The sequence below is a fragment of the Actinomadura gamaensis genome, from assembly GCF_042652125.1.
Lineage (GTDB): Bacteria > Actinomycetota > Actinomycetes > Streptosporangiales > Streptosporangiaceae > Spirillospora > Spirillospora gamaensis.
This window is the reverse complement of the sequence record NZ_JBHSIT010000008.1, coordinates 248,768-266,764: the sequence shown is the minus strand read 5'-3', so window position 1 is coordinate 266,764 and position 17,997 is coordinate 248,768. Positions and strand designations below refer to the sequence as shown.

Genomic DNA, 17,997 nt, shown 5'->3' with positions numbered 1-17,997 from the left:
CGCGGGTCCCGCCCTGCTCCATGCCGCCCTGCTCCTTGCCGGCCCGCTCCGCGCCGCCCTGCTCCGCGCCGGCCTGCTCCGCGCCGTCCGGCCGGAGGCCGTCCCGCTCGCGGGCGCGGCGCGCCGCCTCGGCCTGGGGGGTGCCGGCGCGCCTGCGCTCGACCCACCCCTCGACGTTGCGCTGCCGCCCGCGGGCGACGGCGATCGCGCCGGGCGGCACGTCGTTGGTGATCGCCGATCCGGCGGCGGTGGTCGAGCCGTCGCCGACCTCGACCGGAGCGATCAGCACCGTGTTGCTGCCGACGAACGCGCGCTCGCCGATCACGGTGCGGGACTTGGTGACGCCGTCGTAGTTGGCGAAGATCGTGCCCGCGCCGATGTTGGCGGCGGGGCCGATCTCGGCGTCCCCGGCGTAGGTGAGGTGCGGGACCTTGGCGCCCTCGCCGACGTGCGAGTTCTTCATCTCGACGTACGTACCCGCCTTGGCCCCGCGGTCGAGCCGCGTGCCGGGCCGCAGGTAGGCGTAGGGGCCGACGGCCGCCTCGGGGCCGATCTCGGCCTGGACGCACACCGCGTTGACCACGCGGGCGTCCGCGCCGACGGTGGTGTCGGTGAGCGTGCAGCCGGGCCCGACCTCGGCCCCGGCGCCCAGGCGGGTCTCGCCGCGCAGCTGGGTGTTCGGGTGGACGACCGCGTCCGGTTCGGCGGTCACCTGCACGTCCACCCAGACCGACGCGGGGTCGACGATCGTCACCCCGGAGCGCATGAGCGACTCCAGGAGGCGGTCGTTGAGCTGGCGGCGGGCCTGCGCGAGCTGGACCCGGTCGTTCACGCCCTGGGTCTCGATCCAGTCCGGGACGCGGTAGGCGCCGGCGCGGTGGCCGTCGCCGCGCAGGATCGCGACGACGTCGGTGAGGTACTCCTCGCCGCTGGCGTTGTCGGTGCTCACCCGCTTCAGGGCGCCCGCGAGCAGCGCGCCGTCGAAGGCGTACATGCCGACGTTGATCTCGCGGACGGTGCGCTGCGCGGCCGTGGCGTCCTTGTGCTCGACGATCCCGGCGACCGCGCCGCCCTCCTCCCGCAGGATGCGGCCGTAGCCGGTGGCGTCGGGCATCTCGGTGGTCAGGACGGTGACGGCGTTGCCCTCGTCCTCGTGCGTGCGCACGAGCTCGGCGAGGGTCTCGCCGCGCAGCAGCGGGTGGTCGCCGTTGGTGACGACCACGGTCCCGCGCAGGTCGCCGACCTGCTCCAGCGCGGTCCGGACGGCGTGGCCGGTGCCGCCCTGCCGCTCCTGGACGACCGGCTCGGCGTGCGGCGAGGTGCGCTTCAGGTGCTCGACCACCTGCTCGCGCCGGTGGCCCACGACCACCAGCGTCCGCTCGGGGGCGAGGGCGCCCGCCGCGGCCAGCACGTGGCCGAGCATGGTGCGTCCGCACAGCTCGTGCAGGACCTTGGAGGTACGGGACTTCATCCGGGAGCCCTCACCTGCGGCGAGGACGATGACGGCAGCCGGGTGGCTGGCACTCACTAGGAGGCTCCTCGGCATCGCGGACGGGTGGGTCGCGGGACGCGGCGGCTGTGGAGGTTCACCTTCCGTCCACCGGGTCGGCAGGACGGCGTGGCAGGTCAGAGCGCGCCCGACACCCGAAGGATACCGTCCGGACCGGACCTGTCGGCCAGCACCCGGCGGGCACGGACCGACGGGGAGGAGCAGTTCGGCTCCGGCGCAAGGATTCGAACCTTGTCTAAGGGCACCAAAAACCCTTGTGCTGCCAGTTACACCACGCCGGATCGCCCGGCGGGACGAAACGCCCCGCCGATCACGCCAAGGATACCGAAGCCCACCATCGCCTCCGGTACACCTTTTCTCAGGCGCCGAGCCATTCGGGCAGGGGCTCGCGCGCGTCGAGCCACTGCCTCGGCGGCGCCGTCCGGACGCCGAGGATCCCGCCGGTGATGGCGGCCGTGGTGTCCATGTCGCCGCCGACCGACGCGCACGTTCGGACGGCCCGCTCGTACTCGTCGAGGTGGGTGGCGACGACCCACAGGCAGAACGGGACGGTGTCCGGCGCCGAGATGCGCGACCCGTTGCCGAGCTCGTGCGCGGCCTCCTTCGGCGACTGCCGGAGCAGGTCCAGCGCCCGGCGCAGCCCCCGCCGGACCTGCTCGCCCGACCCCGGCGTGTGGTCGAGGGCGATTTCGATCACATCGCGCGGCGCCGGGTCGTCCGTGCGGGCCACGTACGCCGCGGCGACCGCGACGGCGACCGCCCCGGCGACGCCCTCCGGGTGGACGTGGGTGACCTCGGCGGACAGCTCGGCCTCGCGCGCGGCGCGGTCCGGGTCGTCGGCGAAGTAGGCGCCGAGCGGCGCGACGCGCATCGCCGCGCCGTTGCCGTAGGACCCCTTGCCCTCGAAGGAGTCGCAGGCGGCGACGCGCCAGTCGTGCCCGGACCGCACGCGGGTGAGCAGTTCGAGCGCGCCGACGCCGTAGGCCCGGCCGACGTTCATCCGCTCGGCGAAGCGGGCGGCCAGCTCGTCCTGCTCGATCCGGTCGTACCGGGCGAGGACGTCCACGACCGTGCAGGCCATCTCCGTGTCGTCCGACCAGGCCCACGGGCGGGGCGGCAGGTCGCGGTCCGGCGACAGGCCGCGGTTCGCGAGTTCGAAGAACCGGTCGCCGAAGGCGTCGCCGACCGAGAGTCCGTCCAGGGATGCCAGGGCGCGGGTGAGGGGTGCCATGCGGGCTCCGTCCGAGCGTGGGGGCTGCCGTGGGTCCCGCCCCCGAGGGGGCGGGGCGGGGCGGGGTAACCGCATGGTGACCGTAACGCGAGTTTCGGCCGCTGTGCGCGATTTTACTTCCCGAAGCTGTTTAGCTACGGGAGCGTAGGTTACGGTGACGTAGGTAAGGGCTCTCTGAGCAGGAAGAAGTGGTGACGCATGACTACAGCCCCCGTTGTCGACGCTACGGAGCGACGCAAGGGCCAGCCGGAATTCGACGCCGAACCCCAGGGCACACTCGAGAAGATCCTCGTGGGCGTCTTCACCGGCGTTCCGTTCCTCGCACTCTTCGCCGCCGTCCCGATGCTGTGGGGCTCGTTCCTCTCCTGGACCGACGTCGTCCTCACGGCGATCTTCTACGTGCTGTCGGCGGGCGGGATCACGGTCGGCTACCACCGGTACTTCACGCACGGCTCCTTCAAGGCCAACCGGGGCCTGAAGATCTTCATGGCGCTCTGCGGCAGCCTCGCCGTCGAGGGCCCGGTGATCACGTGGGTCGCCGACCACCGGCGGCACCACAAGCACTCCGACATGGAGCTCGACCCGCACTCGCCGTGGCGGTTCGGCTCGGACTGGAAGGCCCTGGCCAAGGGCCTCGCCTGGGCGCACTACGGCTGGCTGTTCGACGGCAACCGCACCAACAAGCGCCGCTACGCCCCGGACCTGCTCAAGGACCGGGACATGACCGCCATCCACCGCTGGTTCCCCGGCATGGTCGCGGTGACGCTGCTGCTGCCCGGCGTCCTCGGCGGCCTCATCACCTGGTCCTGGATGGGCGCGGTCACCGCGTTCTTCTGGGCCGGCGTCGTCCGCGTGACGCTCGTCCACCACGTGACCTGGTCGATCAACTCGATCTGCCACACCTTCGGCAAGGAGCACTTCGAGGCCCGCGACAAGTCCCGCAACGTGTGGTGGCTCGCGATCCCGTCCCTCGGCGAGTCCTGGCACAACCTGCACCACTCCGACCCGACCTGCGCCCGGCACGGCGTGCTGAAGGGCCAGATCGACATCAGCGCCCGGATCATCTGGGCGTTCGAGAAGCTGGGCTGGGCCACCAACGTCCGCTGGCCCAACGCCGAGCGCCTCGCCGCCCGGCGGCTGGACGGCCGCGAAGGCGTCGAAACGGTCGCGGATCGCACCCGCGGCGACGAGAAGGCCGCGTGACCGTCACAATTGACGGCGTGACTGAACCCGTCCCGAGGTCGCGCAGGAAGCGCATGACCGGCAAGGAACGACGCGAGCAGCTCCTCACCATCGGCCGGACGCTGTTCGCCGAGCGGGGGCTGGACGGCACCTCGGTCGAGGAGATCGCCGGCGCGGCCGGGGTCTCCAAGCCGGTGGTGTACGAGCACTTCGGCGGGAAGGAGGGCCTGTACGCGGTGGTCGTGGACCGGGAGTTCGAGCGGCTCCTGTCCATGGTGACCGAGTCCCTGAACTCGGCGACCCACTACCGGTCCAAGCTGGAGAAGGCCGCCCTCGCGCTGCTCGCCTACATCGAGGAGCACCCCGACGGGTTCCGCATCCTCGTCCGCGACTCGCACGGCGGGACCGGAACCGGCTCGTACGCGAGCCTCCTCAGCGAGATCGCCGGTGAGGTCGAGCACATCCTGGCGCAGGAGTTCAAGCGCCACGGGTACGACGACAAGGCCGCGCCGATGTACGCGCAGTCCCTCGTCGGCATGGTCGCGCTGACCGGCCAGTGGTGGCTGGACGTGCGCAAGCCCGGCCGCGAGGAGGTCGCCGCGCACGTCGTCAACCTCGCCTGGAACGGCCTGTCCGGCCTGGAGCCCCGCCCCTACCTCGATCCGAAGCGGCGCCGCAAGGAGCTGGAGCGGTTGGAGAAGCAGCGCGAGAAGGACCGGGCCAGGGCCGAGAAGGCGGAGGCGAAGGCCGGGCGCGCCGCCGCGAAGGCCGAGAAGGCCCAGCGGAAGGCCCGGCGGGACGACCCGTCCGCCGAGGGCGCGGACGGCCCCGCCGCCGAGCTGGACGACCTCACCGAGGGCCTCGCCGCGGACGAGATCCCGGCGGACGCGGCCCTCCGCGAGACGAGCGAGATCGCCAGGTACTGAGGGCCGGGTACTGATCGCCACACGCGAGAAGAGGGCGGCTCCCGCACGCGCGGGAGCCGCCCTCTCTCCTGTGCGGCGTCAGGCGTCTGTGTGGCGTCAGGCGTGCCTGGGTGGCGTCAGGCGTCCCTGTGTGGCATCAGGCGTCTGTGTGGCGCCAGGCGTCCTGTGCGGCGTCAGGCGGGTTCCAGGAACTCCAGGCGGTTGCCCGCCGGGTCGGCGGCGTAGAAGCGCCGGTAGCCGGGGAACAGGCCGTCCGGGATCACCTCGTGCCCGGCCGCGCGCAGGCGGTCGGCGAGGCCGTCCAGATCGTCCACGAGGAAGGCCGGGTGCGCCTTCTTCGGGGCGCGGAACTCGGCGTCGATCCCCACGTGCAGTTCGAGGCCCGGGCCGCGGAACCACGCACCGCCGCGCTTGGCCAGCTTCTCCGGCTTGGGGATCTCCTCGAACCCCAGCACGCCCGAGTAGAAGCCGCGCATGGCGTCCTCGCTCCCGGCCGGAGCCGCGATCTGGACGTGGTGGTAGCCCTTGATGGCCATGGGTTCTCCTCGGAGGGTGTTGGACGCCGTCCGCCGCGCGGGGTGACGCACCGCAGGGGAACGGAATCGCTTCCCCCGCGCGGCGGACGGCATCCTGCTCTAGGGACCGGTGCGCTTCCCGGCCACCACGAAGATGCGCCGGAAGGGGAACACGGTTCCGTAGGAGGTCTTCGGGTACGCCTCGCGGAGGAGCTCCCGGTACTCGCCGAGGAACTCGTCCGCGTCGGACGGGCTGAGCGCCGTCAGGACGGGCCGCAACGCCGTCCCCTTGACCCACTCCAGCACCGGGTCGTCGCCCTGGAGGACCTGCGAGTAGGTCGTCTCCCAGGCGTCCACGACGCAGCCGAGGCGGGCGAGGGCGTCGAGGTATCCGGCCGGTTCGAGGACCGGATCGGTCCGCAGCACGCCGCCGAGCCGGTCGCGCCAGCGCGCCGACAGGCACAGCTCGCGCAGCAGCACGTGGCTGGGCGCGCCGAAGTTCCCGGGCACCTGGAAGGCGAGCCGGCCGCCGTCCGCGAGCGCGTCGAGCCAGCGCGGGAACATCTCCACGTGGCCGGGCACCCACTGCAGGACGGCGTTGGACACGATCAGATCGACCGGACGCTCGGGACGCCACTCCGCGACGTCCCACACGCCGAACTCCAGGCGTCCGGGGATCTCGTGCGCGCGGGCGGCCTGGACCATCTCCAGGGAGCTGTCGTAGCCGTCGATCACGGCGTCCGGCCAGCGCTCGGCCAGCGCGGCGGTCAGCTCGCCCGACCCGCAACCGAGGTCGACCACGTAGCCCGGGCTCCGCACCCCGGCACGCGCGACCAGTTCGAAGAACGGCCTGCCGCGCTCGCCGCCGAAGGCCCCGTACTGCGCGGGGTCCCAGACGGCCGCGGGCGGCCTGGGCATCGTTTCTCTCGACATCAAGACAGATGATGCCCCGCCGCTATCTTGATGTCAAGAAAGTCTTCTCGATATCAAGACAGGTAGGGTGACCCCATGCACGACGAGGTCGATCGGCTCGTCGAGGCCTGGCACGCCGAGCGGCCGGACCTCGACGTCTCTCCGCTGCTGGTGCTGAGCCGGGTCTCCCGCCTCGCCCGCCACCTGGACCGCGCCCGCCGCGCCGTGTTCGCCGAACACGACCTGGAATCCTGGGAGTTCGACGTCCTCACCGCCCTGCGCCGCGCGGGCGCGCCCTACGAGCTGTCCCCCGGCCGCCTGCTGCGCGCCACCCTGGTCACCTCCGGCACGATGACCAACCGCATCGACCGCCTCACCGAGGCCGGCCTGGTGGAACGCCACCCCGACCCGGCCGACAAGCGCGGCGTCCTCGTCCGACTCACCGAGGCCGGCCGCACCCGCGTCGACGCCGCCTTCGCCGCCCTCCTGGAACGCGAGCACGCCATCCTCGACGCCCTCTCCCCCGCCGACCGCGAAACCCTCGGCGGCCTCCTCAGGACCCTCCTGGTCCCCTTCGACACCAACCAGGACTGACCCCGAACCGGGGGCTGTCCGGTTATTCGACGTTTTCGGCGAGCATGAGCCACTCTTCTTCGACTTCGGCGGCTTCGGACTGGAGGGACCTCAGCTCGGCGTCGAGCTCCTGGAGCTTGGCGTAGTCGGTGGCGTGGGCGGCGAGCTGCTCGTGCAGGTCGGCCTGCTGCTTGGCCAGCTTCTCCAGGCGCCGCTCCAGGCGGTCCAGCTCTTTGCGGGCCTTCCAGTCCTGGGCGCTGCTCTTGGGCTTGGCGGCGGGACGGGCCTCCTGGGCACGGACGGCCTGGGCCGCCTGGGCGGTCTTCGTGGTCGCCCCGCCGGACGCGCGGCGGGCCAGGTACTCGTCCACGCCGCCGGGCAGGAAGGAGATCTTGCCGTTGCCGAGGAGCGCGACCACGCGGTCGGTGACGCGCTCCAGGAAGTAGCGGTCGTGGCTGACGACGACGAGCGTGCCCGGCCAGCCGTCGAGGATGTCCTCCAGCTCGGTCAGGGTCTCGATGTCGAGGTCGTTGGTCGGCTCGTCCAGCAGCAGGACGTTCGGCTCGCCCATCAGGAGCCGGAGCACCTGGAGGCGGCGGCGCTCGCCGCCGGACAGGTCGCCGACCGGCGTCCACTGCCGGTCGCCCTTGAAGCCGAGCCGTTCGAGGAGCTGGGACGCCGTCCATTCGCGCTTGCCGACGGTGATCCGGCGCTTGATCTCCTCGACCGACTCCAGGACGCGGCGGTCCGGGTCGAGCTCGTCCAGGTTCTGGGACAGGTGCGCGAGCTGGACGGTCTTGCCCCGGACCAGCCGGCCGGACGTCGGCCGGACCGCGCCGTCCAGCAGGCGGAGCAGGGTCGACTTGCCGCTGCCGTTCACGCCGACCAGGCCGAGCCGGTCGCCGGGGCCGAGCTGCCAGGTCACGTGCTCGAAGATCTCGTTGCCGCCGACCTCGACCGTCACGTCCTCCAGGTCGAAGACGGTCTTGCCGAGGCGGGCGGTCGCGAACTTCGTCAGCTCCACGGTGTCGCGCAGCGGCGGCTCGTCGGCGATCAGCGCCTGCGCGGCGTCCACCCGGAACTTGGGCTTGGACGTGCGGGCCTGCGGGCCGCGGCGCAGCCAGGCCAGCTCCTTGCGGAGCAGGTTCTGGCGCTTGGCCTCGGTCGCGGCGGCGATCCGGGACCGCTCGGCCTTCGCCAGGACGAACGCCGAGTAGCCGCCCTCGTAGCGCTCGACCGCGCCGTCCACGACCTCCCAGGTGCGGTCGGTGACCTCGTCCAGGAACCAGCGGTCGTGCGTGACGACGAGCAGAGCGACGCGGCGGGACTTCAGGTGCCGGGCGAGCCAGTCGATGGCCTCGATGTCGAGGTGGTTGGTCGGCTCGTCCAGGACGAGCAGATCGGACTCGGGCACCAGCAGCCGGGCCAGCGCAACCCGGCGTCGCTCCCCGCCCGACATCCCGGCGATCGGCGCGTCGAGCGCCAGGTCGGCCAGGAGGCCGGACAGGACGTCGCGGACGCGGGTGTCGCCCGCCCACTCGTGCTCGGCGCGGTCGCCCAGCACGACCGAGCGGACGGTCGCGTCCGGCGCGAACTCGTCGCGCTGGGTGAGGTAGCCCATGCGCAGGCCGCGCGCGTGCGTGACGCGGCCCTCGTCGGGTTTCAGGCGGCGGGCGAGGATCGCGACCAGGGTGGACTTGCCGCCCCCGTTGCGGCCGACGACGCCGATGCGGTCGCCCTCGTCCAGGCCCAGCGACACCCCGTCCAGCAGCGGGGACGGTCCGTACGACTTGCTGATGTTCTCAACGTTGATCAGATTCACGGCGTCACTCAGACTACCGTCGCGCCGGGGACCGGACCGTACGCCCGGACGACCTGCTTGGCCACGCCGGCTCCGGCGAGCGCGGCGGCGAGGCCGGCCGCGTGCTCGGCGGACTCGGCCAGGAACGCCGTGGTCGGGCCGGATCCGGAGACCAGCGAGCCGAGCGCGCCCAGCTCGCGGCCCGCGTCCAGGGTGCGGCGCAGCGACGGCCGCAGCGAGAGCGCGGCGGGCTGCAGGTCGTTGGCCAGGGCCGCGCCGAGCGCGCGGGCGTCCCCGGCGGCCAGCGCCTTCGCCAGCTCGTCGTAGGCGGGCGGCCACGGCACCCGCTCGCCGCGCGCCTCCCGCAGCCGGTCGCACTCGGCGTACACGGCGGGCGTGGACAGGCCGCCGTCGGCCGTCGCGAACACCCAGTGGAAGGTGCCGGACGTCTCCAGCGGCGTCAGCCGCTCCCCCCGGCCGAGGCCGATCGCGGACTCGCCGAGCAGCGCGAACGGCACGTCGCTGCCGATCTCGGCGCCGAGCTCGGGGAGCGCCGGGAGGAGCAGGTCGGCCTTCCAGAGCCGGGCGCAGGCCAGCAGCGCGGCGGCGGCGTCGGCGCTACCGCCCGCCATGCCGCCCGCGACCGGGATCGCCTTGCGGATGCGCAGCTCCACGTTCGGCTCGACGCCGGCCCGCTCCGCCAGCAGGCGCGCGGCGCGCATCGCGAGGTTGCCGCCGTCCAGCGGGACGTTCTGAATCGCGACCTGCGCGTCCGGGGCCGCCTCGACGGTCACCGACGGCGCGTCCGCCGGGACGGCCGTCACCTCGTCGAACAGCGACACGGCGTGGAACACGTTGACCAGGTCGTGGTAGCCGTCGTCACGGAGGGGCCCGACGCCGAGCTGGAGGTTCACCTTCGCGGGAACGCGTACCGTCACTGGTTTCACGCTTACCGAGCGTACGGGAAGCGCGCCCCCGCCCGGACCTTCGAGCCGCGGGGAAGGACCGGGTCAGGAGCCGGGGTCGGCCGGAGGCGACCGGGCCGGGAGCCGTGGGCGACCGGCTCAGGAGCCGGGGGTGACCGGGCCGGGAGCCGGGGGCGACCGGGTCGGGAGCCGGGGGCGACCGGGTCGGGAGCCGGGGGTGACCGGGTCAGGAGCCGGGGGTGACCGGGAGGTTGTGGGGGTTGAAGAACGGCGTGGTCGCCAGCTCGCGCAGCGCCGAGACGGCCCGCTTGTCGCCCGCGACGGAGTACATGTGCGACCGGTCGCGCGGCTCGTCGGCGTCCTCGTCGGAGTCGTAGTAGGACACGGCCTTCACCTGCGGGTGCTCCTGGAGGTACTGGCTGGCGTTGCGCAGCCACTCCGCCCGCCGGGACCCGTAGGACGCCGGGACGCCGAACTCCCCGATCATCACCGGGCGCGGGTGGTGCTGCGCCCACTCGAAGAACTTCCGGGACGCCTCGGACAGGTCGCGGTAGTCGTAGTCCGCGCCGGGGTAGACGTCGGCGCAGATCCAGTCCACCTCGTCGTCGCCGGGGTAGTAGTCCGGCGCGATGTCGGGGAAGCCGCGCGCGGACGGGCACCAGACCCAGGCGACGTTGTCCACCTTCTCCTCGGAGAAGATCAGCCGCAGGTGCTTCCAGGCCGCGATGAAGTCCACCGGGTCGTGGATCTTGGTGGTCGGGCCGAACCGGTCCATGTCCCGCTGCCAGCGCAGGAACACCGGCTTGCGGGTCGCCTTCAGGGCGCGGGCGCGCTGCCGCACCATGTCGTCGTACTTGCCGCCGAGGATCTGCTTGGTGTCGCCCGCCGACCAGGACAGCAGCAGGTAGCGGTCACCGGCGAGGACGGCCTTGTCCGCCTCGTCCGGGAACGCGGCCTTCCAGCCGTGGTAGCTCTGCGCGAAGTCCAGCCGGCGGCCGAGCTGCCGCTCGAAGCCCTCCAGCGCGGCCATCGACGCCGACGACGAGGACGACTCGTCCGGGCCGGGCGAGCCGGACGGCGACTTCGACGCGCTCGGGCCGACGCTCGGGCTGCCGCTGGGAAGCGCCGTGCGCTCGTCCGGGTTGACCCACGCGCCGAAGTACGCGCCGCGCTGCGGCGGGGTCGGCGCGACGCCCTGCTTGACGGTGGTGGTGATCCTCGGGGTGGCGCGCGCGCCGTCCGAACATCCGGACGCGGCCAGCGCCAGCACCGCCGCGACCGCCGTCCCCGTCAGGACCCGATCACGTTTCCGTACCGCCCGGAGGGCCCCCGTCACCCGCGCGCTCAGCATGATCCTCCGCCTCTTCCGGTGCCGCGGGCCGCCCGTGGCCGCGTACCTCGCCCACAGGACGATACTGGGCGATGCGGGCGAACGCGGCCACGTCGAGCTGCTCGCCCCGGGTCTTCGGATCCACCCCCGCGGCGCGCAGCGCCTCCTCGGCTGCGGCGGCCGAGCCCGCCCAGCCCGCGAGCGCGGCGCGCAGCGTCTTGCGGCGCTGCGCGAACGCCGCGTCGATCACGGCGAACACCTGCTCGCGCGTGGCGGTCGTCTCCGGAGGGGCCGTCCGGGTGAACGCGACCAGGCCCGAGTCGACGTTCGGGACGGGCCAGAACACGGCGCGCCCGACCGGCCCGGCCCGGCGCGCGTCCCCGTACCAGGCCAGCTTCACCGACGGCACGCCGTAGATCCGGCCGCCCGGCGCGGCGGTCATCCGGTCGGCGACCTCGGCCTGCACCATGACCAGCGCCCGGCGCAGCGACGGCAGGCGCTCCAGCAGGTGCAGGACGACCGGGACGGCCACGTTGTACGGCAGGTTCGCGACCAGCGCGGTCGGCGCCGGCCCCGGCAGTTCGGTGATCTTGAGCGCGTCCGCGTGCACGACCTCCAGCCGTCCGGCCAGCTCCGGTTCGCGGGCCGCCACGGTGATCGGCAGCGCGCGGGCGAGCGCCGCGTCGATCTCGACGGCCACCACCCGGCCCGCCTCGGGCAGCAGCGCCAGCGTCAGCGAGCCGAGGCCCGGCCCGACCTCGACGACCACGTCGTCCGGGTCGAGCTCGGCCGTCCGGACGATCCGCCGGACGGTGTTGGCGTCGATGACGAAGTTCTGCCCGAGCGTCTTGGTCGGCCGGATGCCGAGCGCCCCGGCCAGCTCGCGGATGTCGGCCGGGCCGAGAAGTCCCTGAGAGTCCCCCACGCGCCCCAGTCTCCCAGGTGCCGCGCGATGCTCCGGGCGCGCCCGCCCACCGGACGGCCTCCGGCGGGGCTGCGGGGCGGTCAGGAGAACAGGAAGTGGCCGCAGTTCGGCCACTGGCCCTGCCACCGTCCGCCGACCCGCTTGTAGAGCAGCTGCGCGCGGTAGGTCTGCTCGGCGGCCGGGGCGTCGCTCGGCTTGCCCGAACCGCCCACCGACGCCCACGACGGGATGGAGAACTGGTACAGCCCGTAGTACCCGGCGGGGTTCACCGAGTGCGGGTTGCCACCGGACTCGCACTGCGCGAGCGCCGCCCAGTTCAGCTTCGCCACGTCCCCGCCGGCCGCGCTCTGCGGGCCGATGCCGAGGATCCGCGGCACGGCCTTCTGCTTCAGCTTCTGCGAGAGCACGGCCTTGACCTTCTTGCCGTGCCGCCGCACCCACGCCACCTGGACGATCTTGATCTCCGGCCTGCCCTTCCGCAGCTCCTTCTGGCTGAACGGCGGCAGCGACGACACCTTCTTCTTCACCGTCGGCGGATCGGTCGTGATGGTCTTGGTCTGCGGCTTGGACAGCAGCCGCGTCACCTTGATCGTGTCCGCCGGCGCTTCCTGCTTGGCCGGGTTCACCAGGTCGTACTTGCCCAGCGCGATGTGCGCCTGGTCCAGCACCTGCTGGACGGTCTGCCCGGTCGTCATGACCTCCGTGCGGGCCGTGTCGACCACGATCACGACCTTCTTCGGCGGCGGGCCGGACGGCGCGGCGGCGTCGCCCGCCGGGCTCGACTTTCCGGGCGGCGGCGCGGCCTTCGCGCCGGACCCGCACGCGGCGGCGAGCAGCGTGACGGCGGCCAGGGGCACGACGAGACTCGGGTGACGGCGCACGATCTCCTCCGGGGGCGGGACGGTGGCAGGAGGGGGTGCCGGCCCGGACGCGCGGGTGGGGACGTCCGGGGCGGCCTGGGGGTTGTCGTCCCGATGGCCGATGAACCTAGCGCCACCGGCACCCCGCACGCCACTGCGCGCCCGCAACGTCCCTTTCGCTCCGGTAGCCTTCGCCCTCGTCGAGTACGCGGACATCCGCACCGCGCACCGGACGTCCACAACGAGCAGGAGGCGCCCGCAACGAGCACGGGGCGTCCCGAGGAGGGCCATGCGCACGTTCAGATCGCCCGGCGTGCTGATCCCCCTGCTGATCGTCGCCGCGGCCGCGATCTGGCCCGTGGCGGTCGGCTACACGGTGCTGGCGGGCGACAAGGCCACCGCGCGCGTCCTGTCGTGCCAGCGGACGCACACCGGCAGGTCCCAGACGCTCCACTGCCGCGGCGTCTGGGTCAAGCCCGACGGCACCACCGGCTCGGGTCACATCTACAACGTGAACATGGACGACTACGGGCGCGACGTCCCGATCCGTTTCGGCCCCTTCGGTCCTTACGGCCACGGTTTCGGCCGCAGCCTCATGGCGAGGATGGGCGGTTTCGGCATCGCCATCGGCGGATGCCTCGTCGTCGCGGTGGTCTTCGCCCGCGAACGCCGCAAGAAGGCCGCCCGCTGGCGCGCCTCCCAGCACCCCTGACCCCCGCCGCCACGGCTCCGGACCGGGTGCGGCGGGCGGCGGGCGGCAACGGGCTACGGCGAAGTGGTCACCAGGGACCGAAGACGCGCTCGCCGTTGGCGGCGATGGCCTCGCAGAGGTCGTCCAGCCGCACGCTCTTGTAGTCGGCCATGAAGCGGACGGTGTGCGGGATCAGGTAGGACGCGTTCGGCTTGCCCCGGTTCGGCACCGGTGTGAGGAACGGCGCGTCCGTCTCGACGAGGATCAGGTCGAGCGGGGCGACGTCCAGGGCCTCGCGGAGCGGCTGGGCGTTCTTGAAGGTGACGTTGCCCGCGAAGCTCATCACGTAGCCGCGCTCGACGCACACCTCGGCCATCGCGGCGTCGCCCGAGAAGCAGTGGAACACCGTGCGCTCGGGCGCGCCCTCCTCGTCGAGGACGCGCAGCACGTCGTCGTGCGCGTCGCGGTCGTGGATGACCAGCGCCTTGCCGGTGCGCTTGGCGATCTCGATGTGCGCGCGGAACGAGCGGTGCTGGTCGTCCTTCGGGGCCCAGTCGCGGTAGTAGTCGAGACCGGTCTCGCCGATCGCGCGCACCTTCGGATGCCGGGCGAGCTCGGCGATGTCGTTCAGGACGTCGTCGCCGACGCCCGTCGAGTCGTTCGGGTGGATCGCGACGCCCGCGTAGACGTCGTCGAACTCGCCCGCGGTCTCGACGCACAGCCGCGAGGACGGCAGGTCGACCCCGATCGTGACGATCCGGGTGATGCCCGCCGCCTTCGCGGACGCGAGCTGCTCCTCCACCGGCAGCCCGACCAGGTCGAGATGGCAGTGGCTGTCGAAGACGTCGACCGGCAGCCGGTCGGGCAGCGGCGGGAACGCGCGCGGGGCCTCGCCGTCGGTGCCCTCCGTCCCGCTCACTCGCCCTCCAGCCGGGCCAGCTCCTCCTCGACGACCGCGTCGTCCAGCTTCCTGAACAGCGGCGTCGGCTTGGCGAGCGGCACGCCCGGCGTGATCGGACGCGACTCCCAGACGGCCTTCTCGGCGGCGTAGTCGCCGGTCAGGATCGGGTAGTCGGGGCCGCCCTCCTCCGAGACGGTCTCCAGCCGCGGCTGCGCGGCCCACACGCCCTCGCCGCCGAGCATCTCGTGCACCTTCTGCGACGAGGACGGCAGGAACGGCGTGAGCAGCGACTTGGCGTCGTCCACGACCTGGAGCGCGGTGTACAGGATCGACTGGACGCGGGCCGGGTCGTCCTTCAGCTTCCAGGGCGCCTGGTCCGACAGGTAGCGGTTGGCGTCCCGGACGACGTCCAGCGCCTCGGAGATGCCGTTCTTGAACCGGGACCGGTCGAGTTCGGCCCCGACCTTGCCGAACGCCTCGCGGCTGCGCGCGAGCAGCGCCCGGTCGGCGTCGGTGAGGTCGCCCGGCGCCGGGATCGCGCCGTAGTTCTTGGCGGCCATGTTCACCGACCGGTTGACCAGGTTGCCCCAGGCCGCGACCAGCTCGTCGTTGTTGCGCCGGACGAACTCCGACCAGGTGAAGTCGGTGTCGTTGTTCTCCGGCCCGGCGACCGCGATGTAGTACCGCAGCGCGTCCACGTCGTAGCGTTCGAGGAAGTCCCGGACGTAGATCACGACCTGGCGGGACGAGGAGAACTTGCGGCCCTCCATGGTCAGGAACTCCGACGACACGACCTCGGTCGGCACGTTCAGCGCGCCGAGCGAGCCCGGCGTGCCGCCCTTGTCGCCCTGGCCGTCGTAGCCGAACAGCATCGCCGGCCAGATCTCGGCGTGGAAGACGATGTTGTCCTTGCCCATGAAGTAGTAGGACAGGGCGTTCGGGTCCTGCCACCAGGCGCGCCAGGCCTCCGGGTCGCCCGAGCGCCGCGCCCACTCGACCGACGCCGAGAAGTAGCCGACGACCGCGTCGAACCAGACGTACAGCTTCTTGGCCGGGTTCTCGCGCCAGCCGTCCAGCGGGATCGGGACGCCCCAGTCGAGGTCGCGGGAGATCGCGCGCGGCTGGAGGTCGTCGAGCAGGTTCAGGGCGAACTTCAGCACGTTCGGCCGCCACTGGCCCTGCTTGGACTTCAGGTACCGGCCGAGCACCTCGGTGAAGGCGGGCAGGTCGAGCATGAAGTGCTCGGTCTCGACGAACTTCGGCTTCTCGCCGTTGATCCGCGACACCGGGTCGATCAGGTCGATCGGGTCGAGCTGGTTGCCGCAGTTGTCGCACTGGTCGCCGCGCGCGCCGTCGTAGCCGCAGATCGGGCAGGTGCCCTCGATGTAGCGGTCGGGCAGCGTGCGGCCGGTGGACGGCGAGATCGCGCCCATCGTCGTCTTGGGGAAGATGTACCCGTTGTCGTACAGGCCCTTGAAGATCTCCTGGACGACGGCGTAGTGGTTGCGCGTGGTCGTCCGGGTGAACAGGTCGTAGCTCATGCCGAGACCGTGCAGGTCCTGCGCGATGGCGAGGTTGTAGCGGTCGGCGAGCTCGCGGGCGGACACGCCCTCCTTGTCGGCCTGGACCTGGATCGGCGTGCCGTGCTCGTCGGTGCCGCTCACCATCAGGACCTGGTTGCCCGCCATCCGCTGGTAGCGGCTGAACATGTCGGCGGGCAGCGCGAAACCGGAGACGTGCCCGAGGTGGCGGGGCCCGTTGGCGTACGGCCAGGCGGGCGCGGTGAGGATGTGTCGGCTCGACGAGGACATGTCTCAAGGGTAGAGGGCGCGCCCGCGCCGTCCGAACCGATATCCGCCCTGTGGATAACCCCGCCGGACGGGAACGGGAGGGGAACGAGTCGGGAACGGCGCGAGAAGTCCGAACAAGCGAGCACGTCCAGGCGGACGGTTCCTGAAAGCTGACTGACGGTTCGGCGTCGTCGCACGGCCCGGCCGGGGATCGGGGGCTAACCTGCTGACCTGGCCGATGACGTGCGGAGACGCTGAGCGGGAGCGGGTTTTGGTAGACGCGGATGCGGCCCGGACGGCCGTCTCTGAACCCTCGGTCGGCGAGGCCGGGGCGCCCCGGCCGGGCCCGTTCCGGCGGCATCGGCTCGCGCTGGCGCTCTGCGCCCTGGTCGCCGCCTGCGGGGTGGGCCTCCAGTACGTCCTCATGGTGCCGCCGCTGTACTTCGACCCGTACTACGTGTGGCTCGCGGCCCGCGACTGGCCGCACATCCCGCTGGAGCAGTGGCCGTTCTCCGAGGTCCCGCACCAGGTGACGCGGGTGGGGCTGGTGCTGCCCGCCCGGCTGGCGCAGGAGGTCCTCGGGCCGGGCCAGATCGCCTACTTCACGGTCACGGCCGTCGGCGTGGCGCTGTTCTTCGTCGGGTGCTTCCTGGCCGTCCGGTCGCTGTTCGGAAACGTGGCGGGCCTGGCGTCCGTGCTGGTGATCCTGGTCAACCCGCTGTTCACGATGACGAACCCGTACGGGCACGAGCTCGGCTGGTCCACCGGCGTGATGCTGCCGGACATGCCCGGCGCGGGGCTGTTCTCGCTGGGGATGGCCGCGCTCGTCACCGCGTCCCGCCGGACGGGACGGGACCGGACGCGCTGGCTCGTCGCCGCCGGAACCGCCTACGGGCTGGCCTTCCTGAGCCGCGAGTTCGTCGCGCTGATGTTCGTCGTCATCCCGGTCTTCCTCGTCCTCCTGCGGATTCCGTGGCGGCGCAACATCACGATCGGGATCCCGATGGCGGTCGTCTTCGGGGCCGATTTCGTGCACAACCAGATCGTCTGGGGGAACCCGCTCGCCGGGATCATCTCGGCAGCCGAGCACGGCGGGCTGTCCCGCGACCGCGTCACGCGCACGCTCGCCGCCGAGTCGTTCACCCGCGCGTTCCATGATTGGAGCGCTCTCGGCTCGGTGTTCATCGCGGCGCTCGCGCTGACCGTGGTCGGCTGGGCGGCCACCCGGGACCGGCGGCTGCTGCTCGTCCTGGTCTGGTTCCTCGCCCTCGGCGTCCCGATCACGCTGCTGTCGGGGGTGCTGAACCCGCAGTCGATCTCGCTGCGCGCCTGGCTCCCCCGCTACTGGGACGCCGTCCTCCCGGCCCTGCTCGCGGGCGGTTTCGGGACGGTCGCCCTGCTGTGGCAGCGCGTTCCGGACGGTCCGAGGCGGCGGCTCCGCACCCCCGCGGCGGCCCTCGCCGTCGTGGTGGCCGCCTCGTACGTCGTCGTGTGCGTCCGGGCCGTCCCGGACCTGCCGCGCGACACCGCCTGGAACGAGCTGAGGACCTGGCTGCGCGGCCGGAACGACATCACGACGATCTACTCCGACCGGCGGCTCGCGCAGACGCTGACCTTCTACGTCCGCGATCCGTGGGGCCGCAGGACCTGGAACGGCCGCATCGAGTCCTGGCCGCACGACCACTACAGCCTGCCGGTCGAGGCGTTCAGCGCGCCCGTCCTGTGGACGCGCTGGCGCGGCCAGGAGGCGCAGGTGCTCGGCGGCTGGCGGCCCCGGCGGGCGAAGGGCTGGCAGCGCCTCTGGAAGTCGTCCGACGGCGTCCTGCAGATCTGGGACCACCCGTCCACGCTCGGCCAGGTCCCGCCGAAGCTCACCCCGGCCGACCGCTCCGACCTGCACTGATCCGCTTCGAGGACGGCCGGT

The 17,997-nt window shown here is 72.6% G+C and carries 15 protein-coding genes, 1 tRNA gene and 1 pseudogene; 5 read left to right on the top strand and 12 right to left on the bottom strand.

Annotated elements, in window-relative coordinates; genetic code table 11:
- Window positions 1-103: 103 nt before the first annotated feature.
- The 3 genes and pseudogenes from glmU to ACFPCY_RS27010 form a co-directional block, all read right to left on the bottom strand.
- Window positions 104-1,528, bottom strand: a pseudogene (gene glmU, locus ACFPCY_RS27020) (bifunctional UDP-N-acetylglucosamine diphosphorylase/glucosamine-1-phosphate N-acetyltransferase GlmU); the annotation flags it as partial.
- 191 nt (window positions 1,529-1,719) lie between these two features.
- Window positions 1,720-1,791 (bottom strand) — tRNA-Gln (locus tag ACFPCY_RS27015).
- Window positions 1,792-1,868: 77 nt separating this feature from the next.
- Window positions 1,869-2,741 carry an ADP-ribosylglycohydrolase family protein gene (locus tag ACFPCY_RS27010; RefSeq protein ID WP_378259640.1) on the bottom strand — a complete coding sequence of 291 codons (873 nt, stop codon included), beginning with the start codon at window positions 2,739-2,741 and terminating at the stop codon, window positions 1,869-1,871.
- A 198-nt stretch (window positions 2,742-2,939) separates the two neighbouring features.
- Here ACFPCY_RS27010 and ACFPCY_RS27005 point away from each other — a divergent pair, with 198 nt between their 5' ends.
- Both ACFPCY_RS27005 and ACFPCY_RS27000 read left to right on the top strand, forming a co-directional pair.
- On the top strand, window positions 2,940-3,944 hold the full coding sequence (locus tag ACFPCY_RS27005; protein ID WP_378259639.1) for an acyl-CoA desaturase: 1,005 nt from the start codon (window positions 2,940-2,942) through the stop codon (window positions 3,942-3,944).
- A gap of 17 nt (window positions 3,945-3,961) precedes the next feature.
- The gene (locus ACFPCY_RS27000) at window positions 3,962-4,849 is read left to right on the top strand and encodes a TetR/AcrR family transcriptional regulator (protein WP_378259638.1); all 888 of its coding nucleotides are present in this window, start codon (window positions 3,962-3,964) and stop codon (window positions 4,847-4,849) included.
- A gap of 173 nt (window positions 4,850-5,022) precedes the next feature.
- Here the strand turns inward: ACFPCY_RS27000 and ACFPCY_RS26995 are convergent, their stop codons facing one another.
- On the bottom strand, window positions 5,023-5,385 hold the full coding sequence (locus ACFPCY_RS26995; protein ID WP_378259637.1) for a VOC family protein: 363 nt from the start codon (window positions 5,383-5,385) through the stop codon (window positions 5,023-5,025).
- 99 nt (window positions 5,386-5,484) lie between these two features.
- Window positions 5,485-6,297 (bottom strand): trans-aconitate 2-methyltransferase, encoded by an 813-nt coding sequence (locus ACFPCY_RS26990; protein ID WP_378259636.1) that lies wholly within the window; start codon window positions 6,295-6,297, stop codon window positions 5,485-5,487.
- 75 nt (window positions 6,298-6,372) lie between these two features.
- Between ACFPCY_RS26990 and ACFPCY_RS26985 the strand changes: the two genes are divergently transcribed.
- On the top strand, window positions 6,373-6,870 hold the full coding sequence (locus tag ACFPCY_RS26985) for a MarR family winged helix-turn-helix transcriptional regulator (protein WP_378259635.1): 498 nt from the start codon (window positions 6,373-6,375) through the stop codon (window positions 6,868-6,870).
- 22 nt (window positions 6,871-6,892) lie between these two features.
- On the opposite strand, the gene ACFPCY_RS26980 is transcribed toward ACFPCY_RS26985, so the two are convergent.
- From ACFPCY_RS26980 to ACFPCY_RS26960, 5 genes are all read right to left on the bottom strand, one after another.
- On the bottom strand, window positions 6,893-8,671 hold the full coding sequence (locus ACFPCY_RS26980) for an ABC-F family ATP-binding cassette domain-containing protein (protein WP_378259634.1): 1,779 nt from the start codon (window positions 8,669-8,671) through the stop codon (window positions 6,893-6,895).
- A gap of 8 nt (window positions 8,672-8,679) precedes the next feature.
- The gene (locus tag ACFPCY_RS26975) at window positions 8,680-9,597 is read right to left on the bottom strand and encodes a 4-(cytidine 5'-diphospho)-2-C-methyl-D-erythritol kinase (RefSeq protein WP_378259633.1); all 918 of its coding nucleotides are present in this window, start codon (window positions 9,595-9,597) and stop codon (window positions 8,680-8,682) included.
- A gap of 205 nt (window positions 9,598-9,802) precedes the next feature.
- On the bottom strand, window positions 9,803-10,912 hold the full coding sequence (locus tag ACFPCY_RS26970; RefSeq protein WP_378259632.1) for a glycoside hydrolase family 26 protein: 1,110 nt from the start codon (window positions 10,910-10,912) through the stop codon (window positions 9,803-9,805).
- Entirely contained in the window at window positions 10,878-11,831 is a 954-nt protein-coding gene (rsmA, locus tag ACFPCY_RS26965; protein WP_378259631.1) for a 16S rRNA (adenine(1518)-N(6)/adenine(1519)-N(6))-dimethyltransferase RsmA, read from the bottom strand. The genes ACFPCY_RS26970 and rsmA overlap by 35 nt, the downstream gene beginning before the upstream one ends.
- An 80-nt stretch (window positions 11,832-11,911) precedes the next feature.
- Window positions 11,912-12,712, bottom strand: a complete 801-nt coding sequence (locus tag ACFPCY_RS26960) for a transglycosylase family protein (RefSeq protein ID WP_378259630.1) — start codon at window positions 12,710-12,712, stop codon at window positions 11,912-11,914.
- Window positions 12,713-12,980: 268 nt separating this feature from the next.
- Between ACFPCY_RS26960 and ACFPCY_RS26955 the strand changes: the two genes are divergently transcribed.
- Window positions 12,981-13,403 (top strand): hypothetical protein, encoded by a 423-nt coding sequence (locus tag ACFPCY_RS26955; protein WP_378259629.1) that lies wholly within the window; start codon window positions 12,981-12,983, stop codon window positions 13,401-13,403.
- A gap of 67 nt (window positions 13,404-13,470) precedes the next feature.
- Here ACFPCY_RS26955 and ACFPCY_RS26950 read toward each other — a convergent pair whose 3' ends face one another.
- A complete protein-coding gene (locus ACFPCY_RS26950; RefSeq protein ID WP_378259628.1) occupies window positions 13,471-14,301 on the bottom strand; it encodes a TatD family hydrolase in 831 nt (276 codons plus the stop codon).
- Window positions 14,298-16,094: a methionine--tRNA ligase gene (gene metG / locus ACFPCY_RS26945; protein WP_378259627.1), complete on the bottom strand. Its 1,797-nt coding sequence runs from the start codon at window positions 16,092-16,094 to the stop codon at window positions 14,298-14,300. The genes ACFPCY_RS26950 and metG overlap by 4 nt, the downstream gene beginning before the upstream one ends.
- Before the next feature lie 250 nt (window positions 16,095-16,344).
- Between metG and ACFPCY_RS26940 the strand changes: the two genes are divergently transcribed.
- Window positions 16,345-17,976, top strand: a complete 1,632-nt coding sequence (locus ACFPCY_RS26940; RefSeq protein WP_378259626.1) for an ArnT family glycosyltransferase — start codon at window positions 16,345-16,347, stop codon at window positions 17,974-17,976.
- Window positions 17,977-17,997: the final 21 nt, after the last annotated feature.